Origin of the sequence: Streptomyces sp. KR55 (assembly GCF_052245645.1) — a bacterium.
In the GTDB taxonomy this organism is placed as follows: Bacteria; Actinomycetota; Actinomycetes; order Streptomycetales; family Streptomycetaceae; genus Streptomyces; species Streptomyces flavusporus.
The window spans coordinates 22,424-39,116 of sequence record NZ_JBQQCE010000025.1 but is presented as its reverse complement, the minus strand read 5'-3'; the positions used below and the strand labels follow the sequence as shown (position 1 = coordinate 39,116).

Sequence of the window (16,693 nt, the reverse complement as noted above, 5' to 3'; positions counted from 1 at the left end):
ATCAGCCGGAACATCACGCGAGCTCGCCAACTCCCGTAGATCGGCCATCTGTTCAGAGGAGAGATCCATACCAGACTCAACGAGCAGAGAAGCGTAAGGTTCCACGAACAGGATCACGAGACACTAGGATCGACGGCGTCTTGGTCTCGGGGGCGGGAATCGTTGAGGAGAGTGTTCGGTTTTGGCCCCCGCATATCTGCGCGTGACCCCGGTCACGTTGGCCGGGCAAATCGGACACCATCTTTGTGCACGCGTTCACAAAGACATAGCCTGCTTTCGACGGGGCGGTCAGGGAACGTATGACCGCCTGCAGCCCCGCTCTACCCGCAGGAGCACCGTGGCAACTGGCCGAACTCACCGACCGGCGACCCGTAGCCGAGGGATTCCCGAGGCTACCGTCGCCCGGCTTCCGCTGTACCTCCGCGCCCTCACCGCGCTTTCCGAGCGCTCGGTGCCCACGGTGTCCTCCGAGGAACTCGCGGCCGCGGCGGGGGTCAACTCCGCGAAGCTGCGCAAGGACTTCTCGTACCTGGGCTCCTACGGGACGCGTGGCGTGGGATACGACGTCGAGTATCTCGTGTACCAGATCTCCCGCGAACTCGGCCTGACCCAGGACTGGCCGGTAGTGATCGTCGGCATCGGTAACCTCGGCGCCGCGCTCGCCAACTACGGCGGCTTCGCCTCCCGTGGCTTCCGGGTCGCCGCGCTGATCGACGCCGATCCCGAGATGGCCGGAAAGCAGGTCGCCGGGATCACCGTCCAGCACAGCGACGACATGGAACGGATCATCTCGGAGAACGGCGTCTCCATCGGGGTCATCACCACCCCGCCGGGCGTCGCCCAGCAGGTCTGCGAGCGGCTGGTGGCCGCCGGGGTCACCTCCATCCTGAACTTCGCGCCGACCGTGCTGTCGGTGCCGGACGGCGTCGACGTGCGCAAGGTCGACCTCTCCATCGAGCTGCAGATCCTCGCCTTCCACGAGCAGCGCAAGGCGGGCGAAGAGGCCGCGCTGACCGACGGCTCCAGCCCGGTCGCCGCCACGCGCAAGCAGTCCGCCGACAAGGGGCCCGACGGGGACGTACCCGCCGTGATGCCGGCATGAGTCTCCTCGTCGTCGGGCTGAGTCACCGCAGCGCTCCGGTCAGCGTCCTGGAGCGGGCGGCACTGACCGCGGACGGCCAGATCAAGCTGGCCCAGGACACGGTCGCCGCCGAGCCCGCTGCCGAGGCCGCGGTCCTCGCCACCTGCAACCGCATCGAGCTGTATGCCGACGTGGACAAGTTCCACGCCGGTGTCGCCGAGCTGTCCACGCTGCTCGCCCAGCACAGCGGCGTCGGCCTGGACGAGCTCACGCCCTACCTGTACGTGCACTACGAGGACCGGGCTGTCCACCACCTGTTCACGGTGGCCTGCGGGCTGGACTCGATGGTCGTCGGCGAGGGGCAGATCCTCGGCCAGATAAAGGATTCGCTCGCCCGGGCGCAGGAGCTGCACACCGCCGGGCGGCTGCTCAACGACCTGTTCCAGCAGGCGCTGCGGGTCGGCAAGCGTGCCCACTCCGAGACCGGCATCGACCGCGCCGGCCAGTCCCTGGTCACGTTCGGCCTGGAGCAGCTGGCCTCCGGCGGGGCCGTCGAGAAGTGGGCCCACGGCAAGCGGGCCCTGGTGATCGGCGCCGGTTCGATGTCCTCGCTGGCCGCCGCGACGCTCGCGCGCGCCGGGGTCGCCGAGGTCGTCATCGCCAACCGCACCCATGAACGCGCCGAGCGTCTCGCGCAGATCCTCAACGAGGCCGACGACACGGACGTGCCGGCCCGGGCGGTACCGATGGAGTCGGTACGGGCCGAGCTGACACGTGCCGACATCGCCGTCTCCTGCACCGGCGCCACCGGGCTGGTCCTCGACGCCGAGGCGGTCGCCGCCGCGGTCGAGGGCCGTACGGGCCACGCCGTCGCCGTGGAGGAGGGCCACGAGGAGCGTCGTACGACGACGAAGGCCGACGCAGCACGGAAGACGCCGCTGCCGCCGGCCGGGGTCGGCGCCGACGAGGCCTGTCCGCTGGATCTGACGGCTCCGGGCTTCTCCGTGATGGGCGAGGCCGCCGTGGCCGGCATGGACGCGGCCACCCTGGAGCAGCACGCCGCCTGGGCCGCGGGCAGCGCCGTCGACCGGCGCGACGCCGCGCGCCGTACGCCCGAGGCCGCCCCCGAGCTGATCAGCGCGCTCGCCGCGACCGCGGCCACCGTCGGCCGCGTCCCCGAGCTCCGCAAGCCCGAGCCGGTCGCCGAGGTCCCGCGGCCCGAGCCGGTGCTCTTCCTGCTCGACCTCGCCATGCCGCGTGACATCGACGCCGCCGCGCACCGGCTGGCCGGGGTGCGGCTGGTGGACATCGAGTCGCTCGCCGAGGCCTCCGCGGACGCTCCGATGGCAGCCGACGTCGACCAGGTCCGGCGTATCGTCTCCGACGAGGTCGCCGCCTTCGGGGCGGCGCTGCGGGCCGCGCACATCACGCCCACCGTGGTCGCCCTGCGGACGATGGCCGCCGATGTCGTCGCCGGTGAGATCGCCCGGCTCGACGGGCGGCTGCCCGGCCTGGACGACAAGCAGCGCAGCGAGATCCGGCAGGCGGTGCACCGCGTCGTGGACAAGCTGCTGCACGCGCCGACCGTACGGGTCAAGCAGCTCGCCGCCGAGCCCGGCGGCGCCGGGTACGCGGACGCGTTGCGCACCCTGTTCGACCTCGACCCCGAGACGGTGGCCTCCGTCTCCCGCGCCGAGGACAGCACCGAGAAGAACCGAGGGCCACAATGAGTGACAAGGCACTGAGGCTCGGAACCAGGCGCAGCAAGCTCGCCATGGCCCAGTCCGGGCTCGTGGCGGACGCCGTGAGCCAGGTGACCGGAAGGCCCGTCGAGCTCGTCGAGATCACCACGTACGGCGATGTCTCCCGTGAGCACCTCGCGCAGATCGGCGGCACGGGCGTGTTCGTGACCGCGCTGCGCGACGCGCTGCTCAGGGGCGAGGTCGACTTCGCGGTCCACTCGCTGAAGGACCTGCCGACCACGCAGCCCGCGGAGCTGGCGCTGGCCGCCGTACCCGAGCGCGAGGACCCGCGGGACGTGATCGTCGCCCGGGACGCGCTGAAGCTCACCGACCTGCCGCGCGGGGCGCGCATCGGCACGGGTTCGCCGCGCCGGATGGCGCAGCTGAACGCGTATGCGCGCAGCCACGGGCTGGACATCGAGACGGTGCCGATCCGCGGGAACGTCGACACGCGCATCGGGTATGTGCGGGACGGCGAGCTCGATGCCGTCGTCCTGGCCGCCGCCGGACTGCACCGGATCGGCCGGATCGACGACGTGACCGACTTCCTGTCGGTCGACACGGTTTTGCCCGCCCCCGGCCAGGGGGCACTGGCGATCGAATGCGCCGCGGACAACGCGGACCTGATCGCCGCGCTCGGTGAGCTCGACGACCCGTTCACCCGGGCCGCCGTGACCGCCGAACGGTCACTGCTCGCCGCCCTGGAGGCCGGTTGCAGCGCCCCCGTGGGCGCCTTGGCCGACCTTCCCCCACTCTCGGCTCCGCTCGAGCGGGGGGACCCCCAGGCCGACGGGCAGATTGTCAAGGAAATGCGCCTGCGGGGCGTCGTCGGCACGACCGACGGCACCCGGATGGTGCAGCTGTCCACCACCGGTCCCGTGCCCGAGACGCACGACCGGGCAGTGGCACTCGGCCGCGAACTCGCCGCCGAGATGCTCGCCCAGGGCGCGGCCGGTCTGATGGGGGAGCGAGCACATTGAGCCCCACCACCCTTCCCGCCGCCGGTCCGGAACACGGGCACGTCACCTTCCTCGGTGCCGGACCCGGGGATCCGGGACTGCTGACTCTGCGCGCCGTCGAGGCGCTGGCGAACGCGGACGTACTCGTCGCCGAGCACGAGGTGCTCGACGTCGTACGCACGCACGCCAGGCCCGGCGTCGCCGTCGTGAACACGGAGCCGGGTCCTTCTTCGGACCCCGTTCCGAGCACGGGCACGCCTCAGCTGACGGTTGTTGACGGCGCGTCAACAACCGCTGGGGTCCCCGCAGTGCGGGATGCCGCACATCTTGTCATGGAGGCCGCGCGGGGCGGCAGGCGGGTCGTCCGTGCGGTGTCCGGGGACCCCGGCCTTGATACGTACGCCGCCGAGGAAATGCTCGCCTGCGCCGCGGCCGGTGTTCCCTTCGAGGTCGTCCCCGGTGTCGCGGCCGCCGTCGGTGTGCCCGCGTACGCGGGTGTGCCGCTGCGGGACGCGCAGGGCGCGGACGTCCGGTTCGTGGACGCGCGGACGGCGTCGGACCGGTGCTGGACCGAGGTGGGGGCGTCGGACGGGACGGTGGTCGTGTCGACGACCCTGGACTCCATCGCCGCTGCCGCCGGGGAACTGGTGTCGGCCGGACGCAAGCCCGATACGCCGCTGACGGTGACCGTCGCCGGTACGACGACCCGGCAGCGGACCTGGACCGCCACCCTGGGCACCATCGCGCAGACGCTGAAGCAGGCGAAGGTGCTGCCGTCGCCGGAGGGCGGGCGGCCGGTGATAGCCGTGGTCGGTGAGCGTTCCGCCGCCGCTCAGCGGGAGCAGTTGTCGTGGTTCGAGTCCAAGCCGCTGTTCGGCTGGAAGGTGCTCGTGCCGCGGACCAAGGAGCAGGCGGCTTCGCTTTCCGACCAGTTGCGGTCCTACGGGGCCGTGCCGCACGAGGTACCGACGATCGCCGTCGAGCCGCCGCGGACGCCGCAGCAGATGGAGCGCGCGGTCAAGGGCCTGGTGACGGGCCGTTACGAGTGGATCGCTTTCACTTCGGTGAACGCAGTCAAGGCCGTGCGGGAGAAGTTCGAAGAGTACGGGCTCGACGCCCGGGCCTTCGCGGGGATCAAGGTCGCCGCGGTGGGGGAGCAGACGGCGAAGGCACTCATCGCCTTCGGCGTGAAGCCGGATCTCGTGCCCTCGGGGGAGCAGTCGGCCGCCGGTCTGCTGGAGGACTGGCCGCCGTACGACCCCGTGTTCGATCCGATCGACCGGGTGTTCCTGCCGCGGGCCGACATCGCCACGGAGACGCTGGTTGCCGGACTGATCGAGCTCGGGTGGGAGGTCGACGACGTCACGGCCTACCGGACCGTGCGCGCGTCGCCGCCGCCGGCCGAGACGCGGGAGGCGATCAAGGGCGGTGGGTTCGATGCCGTGCTGTTCACGTCGTCGTCCACCGTGCGGAACCTGGTGGGGATTGCCGGGAAGCCGCACAACGTGACCGTGATCGCCTGTATCGGGCCGGCCACCGCGAAGACCGCCGAGGAGCATGGGCTGCGGGTGGATGTGATGGCTCCTGAGCCGTCCGTGCACAAGCTGGCGGAGGCGCTGGCCGACTTCGGCATGAAGCGGCGCGCTGCCGCGTTGGAGGCTGGGGATCCGGTGACGCGGCCGAGCGAGCGGCGGCCGGGGGCTCGGCGGAGGCGGACCACGTAGTCGGCTTGCCCGGCGTTGGGGCTCGGGTGGGGTGGGTTGCGCAGCCCGGCGCTACGGGGTGCCTCCCCCACTCTCGGCTTCGCTCGAGCGGGGGGACCCCCATCGCCCACCCGTGCCGCCCTGGGGGTCCCCCAGGGCCTTAAGGCACTGGGGGAGGCACGACTGCCCGCAGCTACGGCAGCTACGGGGCGGGGCCCGACGTCCCGTCGGCAAAGGTGGGGTTCTGGCGGGCGTAGCGTAGGGCGTATGACGAAGTACGGATCCTTTCCCGGTGCGCGTCCGCGGCGGCTGCGTACCACTCCCGTCATGCGGCGCATGGTCGCCGAGACCCGGCTGCATCCGGCCGACTTCATCCTGCCCGCGTTCGTGCGGGAGGGTGTGAGCGAGCCGGTGCCGATCGCGGCGATGCCCGGGGTCGTGCAGCACACCCGGGACAGCCTGAAGAAGGCGGCCGCGGAGGCGGTGGAGGCCGGGATCTCCGGGATCATGCTCTTCGGGGTGCCGGAGGAGTCGAGGAAGGACGCGATCGGGACACCGGGGACCGACCCGGACGGGATCCTCCAGGTCGCGATCCGCGATGTGCGGGCCGAGGTCGGTGACGATCTGCTCGTCATGTCCGACCTGTGCCTGGACGAGACGACCGACCACGGCCACTGCGGGGTGCTCGACGCGCAGGGGCGGGTCGACAACGACGCCACCCTGGAGCGGTACGCCGAGATGGCCCAGGTGCAGGCCGACGCCGGGGCACATGTGGTCGGGCCGAGCGGCATGATGGACGGACAGGTCGGCGTCATCCGCGACGCGCTCGACCAGATCGGCCGCGAGGACGTGGCCGTCCTCGCCTACACCGCCAAGTACTCGTCCGCCTTCTACGGGCCCTTCCGCGAGGCCGTCGCGTCCTCCCTCCAGGGCGACCGCAAGACGTACCAGCAGGACCCCGCCAACGTACGGGAGTCGATGCGCGAGCTGGCCCTCGACCTGGAGGAGGGGGCCGACATGGTGATGGTGAAGCCCGCCGGACCCTACCTCGACATCCTGGCGCGGGTCGCGGACTCCGTGGACGTGCCCGTGGCCGCGTACCAGATCTCCGGCGAGTACTCGATGATCGAGGCCGCCGCGGAGAAGGGCTGGGTCGACCGGGACCGGGCGATCCTGGAGACGCTGACCGGGATCAAGCGGGCCGGCGCGCAGAACATCCTCACGTACTGGGCCACCGAAGTGGCCCGGAAGCTGAGGTAGTTCCGGACAGGGCCTGCTGGGAGCCGGTGGGCAGGACGCCGTAGGAGGTCGGGGAAGGGCTGGGGAGTCTGAGGCTGGGTTCGGGCACGGCTTCATGACGATTCGGGCACCTGGTCTTCACTTTGTTTTTACCCGGCTGTAGGTTCTGCTCTCGCGTGCGGCCGTGGACGGTCCGCAAGGTCCGCCCACAGCAGCATGAGGAGTGTCGTGAAGCGCATACTGATCCGGTCCGGGAAGAGCCCCTTCCGCGTCGCCACCCCGACCGAGTTCATTCAGCAGGACCTGATCGGGACGAACACGGGCAACCTGCTCTTCAGCGATTCCGCACACAAGATGCTGTCGACGCCGGACACCGAGGTCACCTCCAACGGCATCCGGACGAACTCGTCCCCGCAGCGTGCCGCCGAAATCAACGAGCAGTACGACGTCTTCGTCGTCCCGCTCGCCAACGCGTTCCGCCCCACCTTCCAGGCCTCACTCGACCGGCTGTCCACGCTGATCGAGCAGCTCACCATCCCGGTGGTGGTCTTCGGCGTCGGCGCGCAGGCGGGCGACGACTACGAGACCGAAGAGCTCAAGCCGATGGCGGCCTCCGTCAAGCGCTTCATCTCCGCGGTCCTCGACCGGTCGGCTTCCATCGGCGTCCGCGGGGAACTGACTGCCCGTTACCTCACCGGCCTCGGCGCCCCTGCCGACCGGATCGACATCATCGGCTGCCCGTCGATGTTCCTGTACGGCGACACGTTCCCCGAGATCCGTCCCGCCGAGCTCACCGCGGCATCCCGGATCGCCCTCAACCTCTCGCCGAACGCAATACCCGTCGGTGACATCGCCGGCATCGCCCGGCACGCCTGGGAGAACTACCCGGACCTCACCTACTACGCACAGAACCTCGTCGACGCCGAACTCCTCCTCTGGGGCGACCTCACCCCCGAGACCGGCGTCGAGGACCCCTTCCCGCTCCAGCTCAGCCACGAGCTGCTGCGCGAGAACAAGGTGCGCATGCCGCTGGACCCGGCGACCTGGATCGACGAGCTGCGCGGCTACGACTTCGCCTACGGCACCCGCATCCACGGCAACATCGCCGCCCTGCTGGCCGGCACGCCCAGCGTCGTCCTCACCCACGACTCGCGCACCCTCGAACTGTGCCGGTACTTCGACATCCCGCACCGCCAACTGGCCGGTCTGCCCGCCGAGACCGACCCCCGCGAGCTGTACGAGGGCGCCGACTACTCCGCCATGCTCAAGGGCCACGGTGAGCGTTTCGACCGGATCGTCGCCTTCCTCGACCGCAACGGCCTGCAGAACACCTACACCCACGGCGACGGTGGCGCCGCCTTCGACGCCCGTCTCGCCGCGCTGGAACTCCCCGCGTCGATGCCGGTGTGGGACGGCTCCGACGACGGCCACATGCGCTACCGCATCGCCCGGCTGCGCGAGCGGATCGCGACGGCCAACGCCCGCATCGACACGCGGGTCAAGGAGACCAAGGAACTGCGCAGCCGGGTGGCTGCTGCCGAGAAGCGGCAGGCCGAGACCGCGCGCCTGCTCGACGCCGCCCGCGCGGAGCTGGCCGCCACGCGCAAGCAGCTCGGCGCCCTGGAGCGCAGGGTCGGCGGCATCGAGAAGCGCGTGATGGTCCGGCTGGGACCTGCTGTGCGTCGCCGGATGCGCAAGCTGTCCGGTGCGGGCGGCGGTGCCAAGGACTGACCGGCAACAGCCGTCGACGTCCCCCTGGTTCGGCGGTTCAGTCCCACCAGAAGGACCAGATCTCCTGGTCGATCAGGTGCTCGGCGTACGCGCGCAGTGACGGGTTGCTGCTCTGCAGGACGTTGTCCGGGCAGAACGCGAAGTGCTCGACGGCCACCGCCTCCGCCTCGGCCAAGGTGGCGGGCGGTGCCGCGACCGAGAGGATCAGCTGGTCGAAGCCGAGGGCCACGACCCGTATGCCGAAGCGGTCCTCCCAGGAGCGGAGTACCGCGCAGAGCCGGGCCACGTCGTTCTCGTAGTTCACCGGGCCGGACCAGCCGATCGCCGCCGGGATGTCCGCGCTCCTGCGGGCGGGTACGAGGGCCAGGCGCGGCTCCTTCAGCCAGGAGCCGTCGGTCACCAGGAAGTCGGCTATCTCGACGGCGAGTTCATCGGCATCGGGGTCGCCCGTGCTGCGGCCCGGCGCGGACGCCAGGCCCGGCCACTCGCCCTCCTCGGCCTCGCCCGCCGCGTACTCATCCCAGTACTCGGCGAGTACGTCCTCCGGGTCATGGTCCCCGGGGTACGACATCTCGCCGGGCATCAACTCCCAGCTCTCCAAGCCCCCTTGGCCGCCGCCCACATCGACGAGCAGCGGGAGGAGCCCACCGGTCCGCCGGGCCGGTTCCAGCGCCGCCCAGGCACCGGCCGCCGCCGGTACGTAGGCATGCCACAGCAGCGGTTCGTGCCACTGCCCCTCGTACGTCGCGTCGATCAGTCTCCCGGGCGGGAGTTCGAGTCCGAGGGCGCGGCCGGTGGGGTCGGAGGCCAGCTTCGGCAGCGGGTTGGGAAGAGTCGCCATGTCAGTGACTGTAGGCGCAGCCACTGACAATCGGACTCCGCGATCAGAGGCGCTCGGGGGTGCGGATGCCGAGCAGGGCCATGCCCTGGTGGAGGGTGCGGGCCGTGATGTCGCACAGGAACAGGCGGTTCTCCGCGACGTCCTTCGGCGGCTGAGGCCTGATCACCGGGCACTTGTCGTAGAACGACGTGAACAGCGAGGCCAGCTGGTACAGGTACGCCGTCATCTTGTGCGGGGCGTACTCCGCCGCCGCCTCCGCGACCGTCTCCGCGAACGCGTCCACGTGCAGGCCGAGGGCCCGCTCCGCCTCGTGCAGGTCCAGCTCGGGGTGCGCGGCCGGGCGTACCTCGCCGGCCTTGCGGAGGATCGACTGGATACGGGCGTACGCGTACTGGAGGTACACGCTCGTGTCGCCGTTCAGCGACACCATCTGGTCCAGGTCGAACTTGTAGTCCCGGTTCGCCGACGTCGACAGGTCCGCGTACTTCACCGCGCCGATGCCGACCTGGGCGCCGCGCTCGGCGATCTCCCCCTCGGACAGGTCCTGGGCCTTCTCCCGTACGACGGCCGAGGCGCGGTCGATCGCCTCGTCGAGGAGGTCGACCAGCTTGACCGTCTCGCCCTCACGCGTCTTGAACGGCTTGCCGTCCTTGCCGAGGACCGTGCCGAAGGCCAGCTGGTACGCCTTCACGTCGTCGTTCAGCCAGCCCGCCCTGCGGGCCGTCTCGAAGACCATCCTGAAGTGGAGGGACTGGCGGGCGTCCACGACGTAGATCAGGCTGTTCGCCTTCAGGTTGAAGACACGGTCCCTGATCGCGGACAGGTCCGTCGCCGCGTAGCCGTAGCCGCCGTCGGACTTGCGGACGATCAGTGGGACCGGGTTGCCGTCCGGGCCCTTGATGTCGTCGAAGAACACGCACAGGGCGCCCTCGGAGCGCACCGCGACGCCCGACTCCTCCAGCAGGCGGCACGTCTCGTCAAGCATGTCGTTGTAGCCGGACTCGCCGACGATGTCCGCGTCGCGGATCTCCATGTCCAGCTTCTCGAAGACGGAGAAGAAGTAGATCTTCGACTCGTCGACGAACTTCTGCCACATGGCGAGCGTGTGCGGGTCACCGGCCTGGAGGTCGACGACGCGGCGGCGGGCCCTGGTCTTGAACTCCTCGTCGGAGTCGAAGAACTTCCGCGCGGCCTTGTAGAGGCGGTCGAGGTTCGACATCGCCTCCTCACCGGTGACCTGGGCGTCCTTGTGGTCCAGCTCGTGCGGGTGCTCGTCCAGATACTGGATGAGCATGCCGAACTGGGTGCCCCAGTCGCCGATGTGGTGGCGGCGGATCACGTTCTCGCCGGTGAACTCGAGGAGCTGGACGACCGAGTCGCCGATCACCGCGGAGCGGAGGTGGCCGACGTGCATCTCCTTCGCCACGTTCGGCTGGGCGTAGTCGATCACCGTCGTGCCGGGGTGCTCCGCACGCGGCACACCCAGACGGCCCTCCAGGTCGGCGGCACGGGCGGCGAGGTTGTCGGTGATCGCCTGGTCGGTGACCGTGATGTTGAGGAAGCCGGGGCCGGAGACCTCGACGTCCTTGATCACATCGCCGGTGGTGACCTGGGCGACGACCTGCGTCGCCAGCTCGCGCGGGTTCGCCTTCGCCTTCTTCGCGAGGGCCAGGATCCCGTTGGCCTGGAAGTCCGCCCGGTCGCTTCGTCGCAGCAGCGGGTCGACTCCGTCGGCTTCCGGGAGGGCGGAAGCGAGGGCGTCGGCGAGGCGCTGGTGGACGGAAGCGGTGAGGGACGTGACCGGGGCCATGGAGTGGGTGCCGTTCTCCTCGTGGGATGGATAGACGTGGCCAGTATCCCATGGGGGGCAAAGGGGTTTTTCCGGTGCGGGGTGTGGGGGCTGGGCAGGGGTGGGGTGCGCAGCCCGGCGCTGGCGGGGTGCCGCCTGCGCCCACCCTCCCCCACTCTCGGCTTCGCTCGAGCGGGGGGACCCCCATCGCCCCAGCGGCACGACTGCCCGTAGCTACGGCGGATGGCCGTGAAAAGGCGTTTTCGTGGATGCCCGGCTTGCTGGGAGAATGGAGCGGGCAGCCGTGTGACCGTGCCGGCTGCGGATGAGGAAAGAAGGACGTGCCGATCGTGGGTCAGAGCACCGAGACCACCGACTGGGTCTCCCGTTTCGCGGATGAGGTCATCGAGGAGTCGGAGCGTCGGGCCCCGGGCAAACCCGTTGTCGTCGCGTCCGGCCTGTCGCCTTCCGGTCCCATTCACCTGGGGAACCTGCGCGAGGTCATGACGCCGCACCTCGTCGCCGACGAGATCCGGCGCCGGGGACACCAGGTCCGGCATCTCATCTCCTGGGACGACTACGACCGGTACCGCAAGGTGCCGGCCGGTGTCGCCGGGATCGACGAGTCCTGGGCCGAACACATCGGCAAGCCGCTGACCTCCGTGCCCGCGCCGAAGGGCTCCGCCCACCCGAACTGGGCCGAGCACTTCAAGGCCGCGATGATCGAGTCGCTGGCCGAGCTGGGCGTGGAGTTCGACGGGATCAGCCAGACCGCGCAGTACACCTCCGGGGCGTACCGGGAGCAGATCCTGCACGCCATGAAGCACCGGGGTGACATCGACGCGGTGCTGGCCCAGTACCGGACCAAGCCCAAGGGCGGCGCCAAGAAGTCACAGAAGCCCGTCGACGAGGCCGAGCTGGAGGCCGAGGAGGGGTCCGGCGCCGCGTCCGAGGACGACGGCAGCTCCGGGACCGCCGGCTACTTCCCGTACAAGCCGTACTGCGGCAACTGCGAGAAGGACTTCACCACCGTCACCTCCTACGACGACGGCACCACCGAGCTGACGTACGCCTGCACGGTCTGCGGCTTCTCCGAGACCGTCCGGCTGAACGAGTTCAACCGCGGCAAGCTGGTCTGGAAGGTCGACTGGCCGATGCGGTGGGCGTACGAAGGGGTCATCTTCGAGCCGAGCGGTGTCGACCACTCGTCTCCGGGGTCGTCCTTCCAGGTCGGCGGGCAGATCGTCGGGATCTTCGGCGGCAAGCAGCCGATCGGGCCCATGTACGCGTTCGTCGGCATCAGCGGCATGGCGAAGATGTCGTCGTCGCGCGGTGGCGTGCCCACCCCGGCCGACGCGCTGAAGATCATGGAGCCGCAGCTCCTGCGCTGGCTGTACGCCCGCCGCAAGCCCAACCAGTCGTTCAAGATCGCCTTCGACCAGGAGATCCAGCGGCTCTACGACGAGTGGGACAAGCTCGACGCCAAGGTCACCGACGGCTTCGCCCTGCCCGCCGACGTCGCCGCGCACTCGCGTGCCGTGCGGACGGCCGCCGGTGAGCTGCCGAGGACGCCCCGGCCGATGCCGTACCGGACGCTCGCATCCGTCGCCGACATCACCGCAGGGCACGAGGACCAGGCGCTGCGGATTCTCTCCGAGCTCGACCCGGAGAAGCCGCTGGCCTCGCTCGACGAGGTGCGGCCGCGGTTCGACAAGGCCGAGGCGTGGATCAACACGCATGTGCCGGCCGATCAGCGGACGATCGTGCGGGACGAACCCGACGTCGAGCTGCTGAAGTCGCTCGACGAGGCGTCCCAGCAGTCGATCCGGCTGCTGCTCGACGGGCTGGAGGAGCACTGGTCGCTGGACGGCCTGACGCACCTTGTGTACGGCGTGCCCAAGGTGCAGGCCGGGTTCCCTGCGGACGCCACGCCCAAGGAGCTGCCGCCGGAGATCAAGACGGCTCAGCGGTCGTTCTTCGCGCTGCTGTACCACCTGCTCGTGGGGCGGGACACCGGGCCGCGGCTGCCTACGCTGCTGCTGGCGGTGGGGCAGGAGCGGGTGCGGGTCCTGCTCGGGGAGTAGAGCCGCTGCTACGACGACGAGGGGCGCCCGGCGATCGCCGGGCGCCCCTCGTCGTCGTAGGGGAGCGGGTTACGCGATGTGGTCCTCTTCCAGTTCCGCGTTGAAACGGTTGGAGAAGCGGTTCACCATGCGGTTGGCCTCCGGCTGGGGGAGGGTGATGCCGTACGTCGCCTCCACGCTGTCGACGAACTGGCTGGGCGTGGGGAGACTGCCGTTGATCGACTGGCGGAAGACCTGGTAGTAGTCCTCCTCCGTCGGGTCGGGGGCGGGGGTGCCGCCGCCTTCGCCGAGTTCCCGGGTGCGGTTGGGGCCTACCGGGATGGGGAAGGTGCCGGTGTCCTCCGGGGAGGGCTCGGGGGGTGGTGGGGGTGCCTCGTACTGCTGCTGGTACTGCTCGGCCTGTTGCTGTTCCTCGTACCAGCGGGCGTAGGCGGCTTCGGGGTCGTAGGTGGGGTCGTAGCCGCCGTGGTACTCGATGGTTTGCGGGTCCCGGGCGTGCAGCCAGGGGTTCTGGGGCTCGGCGTGGTCCGGGGGCTCTGCGTCTGGGTTGCTGTCGCCTTGGGGGTGGGGTGCCTCCCCCACTCTCGGCTTCGCTCGAGCGGGGGGACCCCCATCGCCCACCCGTGCCGCCCCAGCGGCACGACTGCCCGCAGCTACGGTGGTGGCTGCCGCAGCTGCGTCGGCTGACTCCAAGGCTGGCTGTTGTGGTGCCGGAGGTATCAGCGTTGGCTCGATGCCCGCCGCTGCCAGGCCCGCTGGGGCCGTGTCGGCCAGGGGGACGCCGTACTTGGCCAGGCGTAGGGGCATCAGGGCCTCCACCGGGGCCTTGCGGCGCCAGGCTCGGCCGTAGCGGGAGCGGAGGCGGGCCTGGTAGACGAGGCGTTCCTGTTCCAGCTTGATCACCTGGTCGTAGGAGCGGAGCTCCCAGAGCTTCATACGGCGCCAGAGCAGGAACGTCGGAACGGGAGAGAGCAGCCAGCGGGTGAGGCGGACCCCCTCCATGTGTTTGTCGGCCGTGATGTCGGCGATCCGGCCGATCGCGTGGCGGGCGGCCTCCACCGCCACCACGAACAGGATCGGGATGACCCCGTGCATGCCCACGCCCAGCGGGTCCGGCCAGGCCGCTGCGCCGTTGAAGGCGATCGTCGCCGCCGTCAGCAGCCACGCCGTCTGGCGCAGCAGCGGGAACGGGATACGGATCCAGGTCAGCAGAAGGTCCAGGGCGAGCAGGACGCAGATGCCCGCGTCGATGCCGATCGGGAAGACGTAACTGAAGTCCCCGAAGCCCTTTTTGAGCGCGAGTTCGCGTACCGCGGCGTACGAACCCGCGAAACCGATGCCCGCGATGATCACGGCACCGAAGACGACCACGGCGATGAGAACGCGGTGCGTCCGTGTCAGCTGTAGTGGCGCGGCCACCCGTACTCCCCTCCCACTGCGTGTTGTTGCGCGGCCAACAGGGTGGCACATGCGTACGGGGGGCGGGTGGCCGGTCCGGGTACGTCAGCCCTTCCGTGACTCTACCGGTGGCGTCCGGTGACCCGCGGCGTCAGCTCTTGCTGGACGGAGACTTGGACGAAGTCGCCGACTTCGAGGGAGACTTGGAGGCGTCAGGGGTGGCGGCGGAGCCGCTCTCGCCGTTCGCCTTCGTCACCGCGGCCACCGCCTCCTCGGCCGCCTTCTTCGCCGCCTTCATCAGATCGTCGGCGTCGGGGGTCTCGTCGCCGGCCAGGCCCGCGCCGTTGTAGTCGAGGGTGAGGACGACGTTCTCCACGCGCGCGACGATCGTCTGCTGCTTGAAGGTGCCTTCCTTCTTCTTCAGGTCGTAGCGCACCGCCGTCGCCTGGTCGCCCGTCCCGGACACCGACTCGGTCTTGGTGCCCTTCGCGCCCTCGGTCGCCTGGACGTCCTTGACCTGCTTCGCGAAGTACTCCTGCGCCAGCTTGTCGCCCTCGCCGCGGGTGACATCGGACTCGAAGCGCAGCAGCGAGACGTTCAGCCAGCGGAACTGCGAGCCGTCGACACCGTTGTTGTCGAGACTGTCCCAGGAGCAGCTGCCCCGCGTCGACACATCGTCGGAATTGCCCTCCTTGCCCGACTTCGAGCCCTTCGGGACGAGTTCGTCCAACGTCTTCTTCGACAGCACCGCGCACGGCTCGGGGAGCTCCGAGTACGCCGCCGCCTGCACGGTGGGCGAGGGGCTCGCGGACGCGCTCGACGCGCTCTCGGACGCCTTCTTGGCGTCATCACTCGAGCCGGAGTCCGAGGAGCAGCCGGCGGCGATCAGCATCGCGGGAACGGCTGCCGCGCAGACAAGGACGCGGTTCAGGCGCTTCGCCCGCTCGGCACGCTGGTCAGCCTGGTCGTCTCGCTGTGCTCGTCGCTGCATGGTTCCTTCACTCACGCTCTGGTTCCTGAGGCCGGATGGGTCCCGGTGTCGCCGGTGGCGCCGGCGTCCGGATCGGGTCCGAGGGGCCACGGTACGCGGTGAAGGAACTGTGCGGACCCGCTTCATCTGCTTTGCATTCCGGCCTGAAGGGGCGTCATTCCGCCAGCGAGTCGGCCAGCCGGGACGCCAGATTCCGGGCCCTGTCCTGCATTTCCTTGCTGTCGGGCACGACGCCGACCGTGGCCGGCTGCTCCTCGTACTCGATGGTCACGATGACGTTGGACGTGCGGAACGCCACAGTCACCGTGCGCTGTTTGGCCGTCGAACCGGAGCTGCTCAGCGCGTCGTCCAGGAAGGCCTCGTCGCCGAGGTCGTCCAGGACGCGGGGCTGGAGCTCGGCCGGGGTGGCGCTCGCCGTCGAGGTCGGGCTGAGGGAGGAGCTGCCCTCGGGGCTGCCGGAAGAGCCGGGCGAGGCAGGGGAGTCGGCGGACTCCGACGGTGTCGAGGACGGGGAGGACGTCGACGACGGGGACGACGGGGTGGACGGCGAGGATTCGGAGGCGATGGGCTCCGGCAGGTCGGCCGCCGTCTGCCGGGTGGCGAAGAGCTGCTCGGCCTGGCTGTCGTCGCTGACGGCGTTGTCGTAGGACACCACGCGCTCGAAGTCGACGTACAGGTGGTCCGTGGCGGACGTGGACTCCACCTTCCAACGGCAGCCGACCTTGCGGTCGTTGTCGTAGGTGAGGGTGGGCTCGCCCGCGTAGGCCGTCTCGCGCTGTTCCTCGTCGGCGATCTGCTGGATACCGGGCAGGAGGGAGTCGAGGGTGTCCTCACTGACCGCGCTGCACGGTTCGGGGAGGGTGCGGTATCGGCCCGGCTCGGCCGCCGCCGTCGCCGTACCGGAACCGCCAGGGTTGGAGTCGTCCGTGGCGCCACCGTCGTCCGAGCTGCCGGTGCAGCCGGCCAGCAGGGCCGCGAGGAGCGCGGCGACGCCGGATACGTACGCCTTCCGCTGCACGGTCAGGCTCCTCTCCACGGTGGTGCGCTTGCCTGGTCTGTCAGTGTCCCCGCTGGTTATTCGGTTGCCGCACGGGGGTGCCGCCTGGAGACAATGTGTATCGCACGCACTGCCGTG

General features: G+C 70.2%; 12 protein-coding genes. 7 read left to right on the top strand and 5 right to left on the bottom strand.

Going from position 1 to position 16,693, the window contains the following annotated elements:
* The first annotated feature begins 337 nt into the window (after window positions 1–337).
* From ACTWQJ_RS06165 to ACTWQJ_RS06140, 6 genes are all read left to right on the top strand, one after another.
* Window positions 338–1,102, top strand: a complete 765-nt coding sequence (locus tag ACTWQJ_RS06165) for a redox-sensing transcriptional repressor Rex (RefSeq protein ID WP_443305601.1) — start codon at window positions 338–340, stop codon at window positions 1,100–1,102.
* Window positions 1,099–2,811: a glutamyl-tRNA reductase gene (locus ACTWQJ_RS06160; RefSeq protein ID WP_443305600.1), complete on the top strand. Its 1,713-nt coding sequence runs from the start codon at window positions 1,099–1,101 to the stop codon at window positions 2,809–2,811. Before ACTWQJ_RS06165 ends, ACTWQJ_RS06160 begins: the two co-directional genes overlap by 4 nt.
* Complete coding sequence (gene hemC / locus ACTWQJ_RS06155) at window positions 2,808–3,803, top strand: hydroxymethylbilane synthase (protein ID WP_443305599.1); 996 nt, start codon at window positions 2,808–2,810, stop codon at window positions 3,801–3,803. Before ACTWQJ_RS06160 ends, hemC begins: the two co-directional genes overlap by 4 nt.
* Entirely contained in the window at window positions 3,800–5,506 is a 1,707-nt protein-coding gene (locus tag ACTWQJ_RS06150) for a uroporphyrinogen-III synthase (RefSeq protein WP_443305598.1), read from the top strand. The genes hemC and ACTWQJ_RS06150 overlap by 4 nt, the downstream gene beginning before the upstream one ends.
* A gap of 246 nt (window positions 5,507–5,752) precedes the next feature.
* Window positions 5,753–6,745: a porphobilinogen synthase gene (gene hemB, locus ACTWQJ_RS06145; RefSeq protein WP_443305597.1), complete on the top strand. Its 993-nt coding sequence runs from the start codon at window positions 5,753–5,755 to the stop codon at window positions 6,743–6,745.
* 207 nt (window positions 6,746–6,952) lie between these two features.
* A complete protein-coding gene (locus ACTWQJ_RS06140) occupies window positions 6,953–8,455 on the top strand; it encodes a polysaccharide pyruvyl transferase family protein (protein ID WP_443305596.1) in 1,503 nt (500 codons plus the stop codon).
* Window positions 8,456–8,492: 37 nt separating this feature from the next.
* Here ACTWQJ_RS06140 and ACTWQJ_RS06135 read toward each other — a convergent pair whose 3' ends face one another.
* A complete protein-coding gene (locus ACTWQJ_RS06135; protein ID WP_443305595.1) occupies window positions 8,493–9,296 on the bottom strand; it encodes a DUF4253 domain-containing protein in 804 nt (267 codons plus the stop codon).
* A 43-nt stretch (window positions 9,297–9,339) separates the two neighbouring features.
* Complete coding sequence (gene argS / locus ACTWQJ_RS06130) at window positions 9,340–11,106, bottom strand: arginine--tRNA ligase (protein WP_443305594.1); 1,767 nt, start codon at window positions 11,104–11,106, stop codon at window positions 9,340–9,342.
* 320 nt (window positions 11,107–11,426) lie between these two features.
* Between argS and lysS the strand changes: the two genes are divergently transcribed.
* Window positions 11,427–13,169, top strand: a complete 1,743-nt coding sequence (gene lysS / locus ACTWQJ_RS06125; RefSeq protein ID WP_443305593.1) for a lysine--tRNA ligase — start codon at window positions 11,427–11,429, stop codon at window positions 13,167–13,169.
* Between the two features lie 69 nt (window positions 13,170–13,238).
* On the opposite strand, the gene ACTWQJ_RS06120 is transcribed toward lysS, so the two are convergent.
* The 3 genes from ACTWQJ_RS06120 to ACTWQJ_RS06110 form a co-directional block, all read right to left on the bottom strand.
* Window positions 13,239–14,588 carry a DUF2637 domain-containing protein gene (locus ACTWQJ_RS06120; RefSeq protein ID WP_443305592.1) on the bottom strand — a complete coding sequence of 450 codons (1,350 nt, stop codon included), beginning with the start codon at window positions 14,586–14,588 and terminating at the stop codon, window positions 13,239–13,241.
* A gap of 130 nt (window positions 14,589–14,718) precedes the next feature.
* Window positions 14,719–15,573, bottom strand: a complete 855-nt coding sequence (locus ACTWQJ_RS06115; protein ID WP_443305591.1) for a DUF3558 family protein — start codon at window positions 15,571–15,573, stop codon at window positions 14,719–14,721.
* Between the two features lie 139 nt (window positions 15,574–15,712).
* The gene (locus ACTWQJ_RS06110; protein ID WP_443305590.1) at window positions 15,713–16,576 is read right to left on the bottom strand and encodes a DUF3558 domain-containing protein; all 864 of its coding nucleotides are present in this window, start codon (window positions 16,574–16,576) and stop codon (window positions 15,713–15,715) included.
* Between the last annotated feature and the right edge of the window lie 117 nt (window positions 16,577–16,693).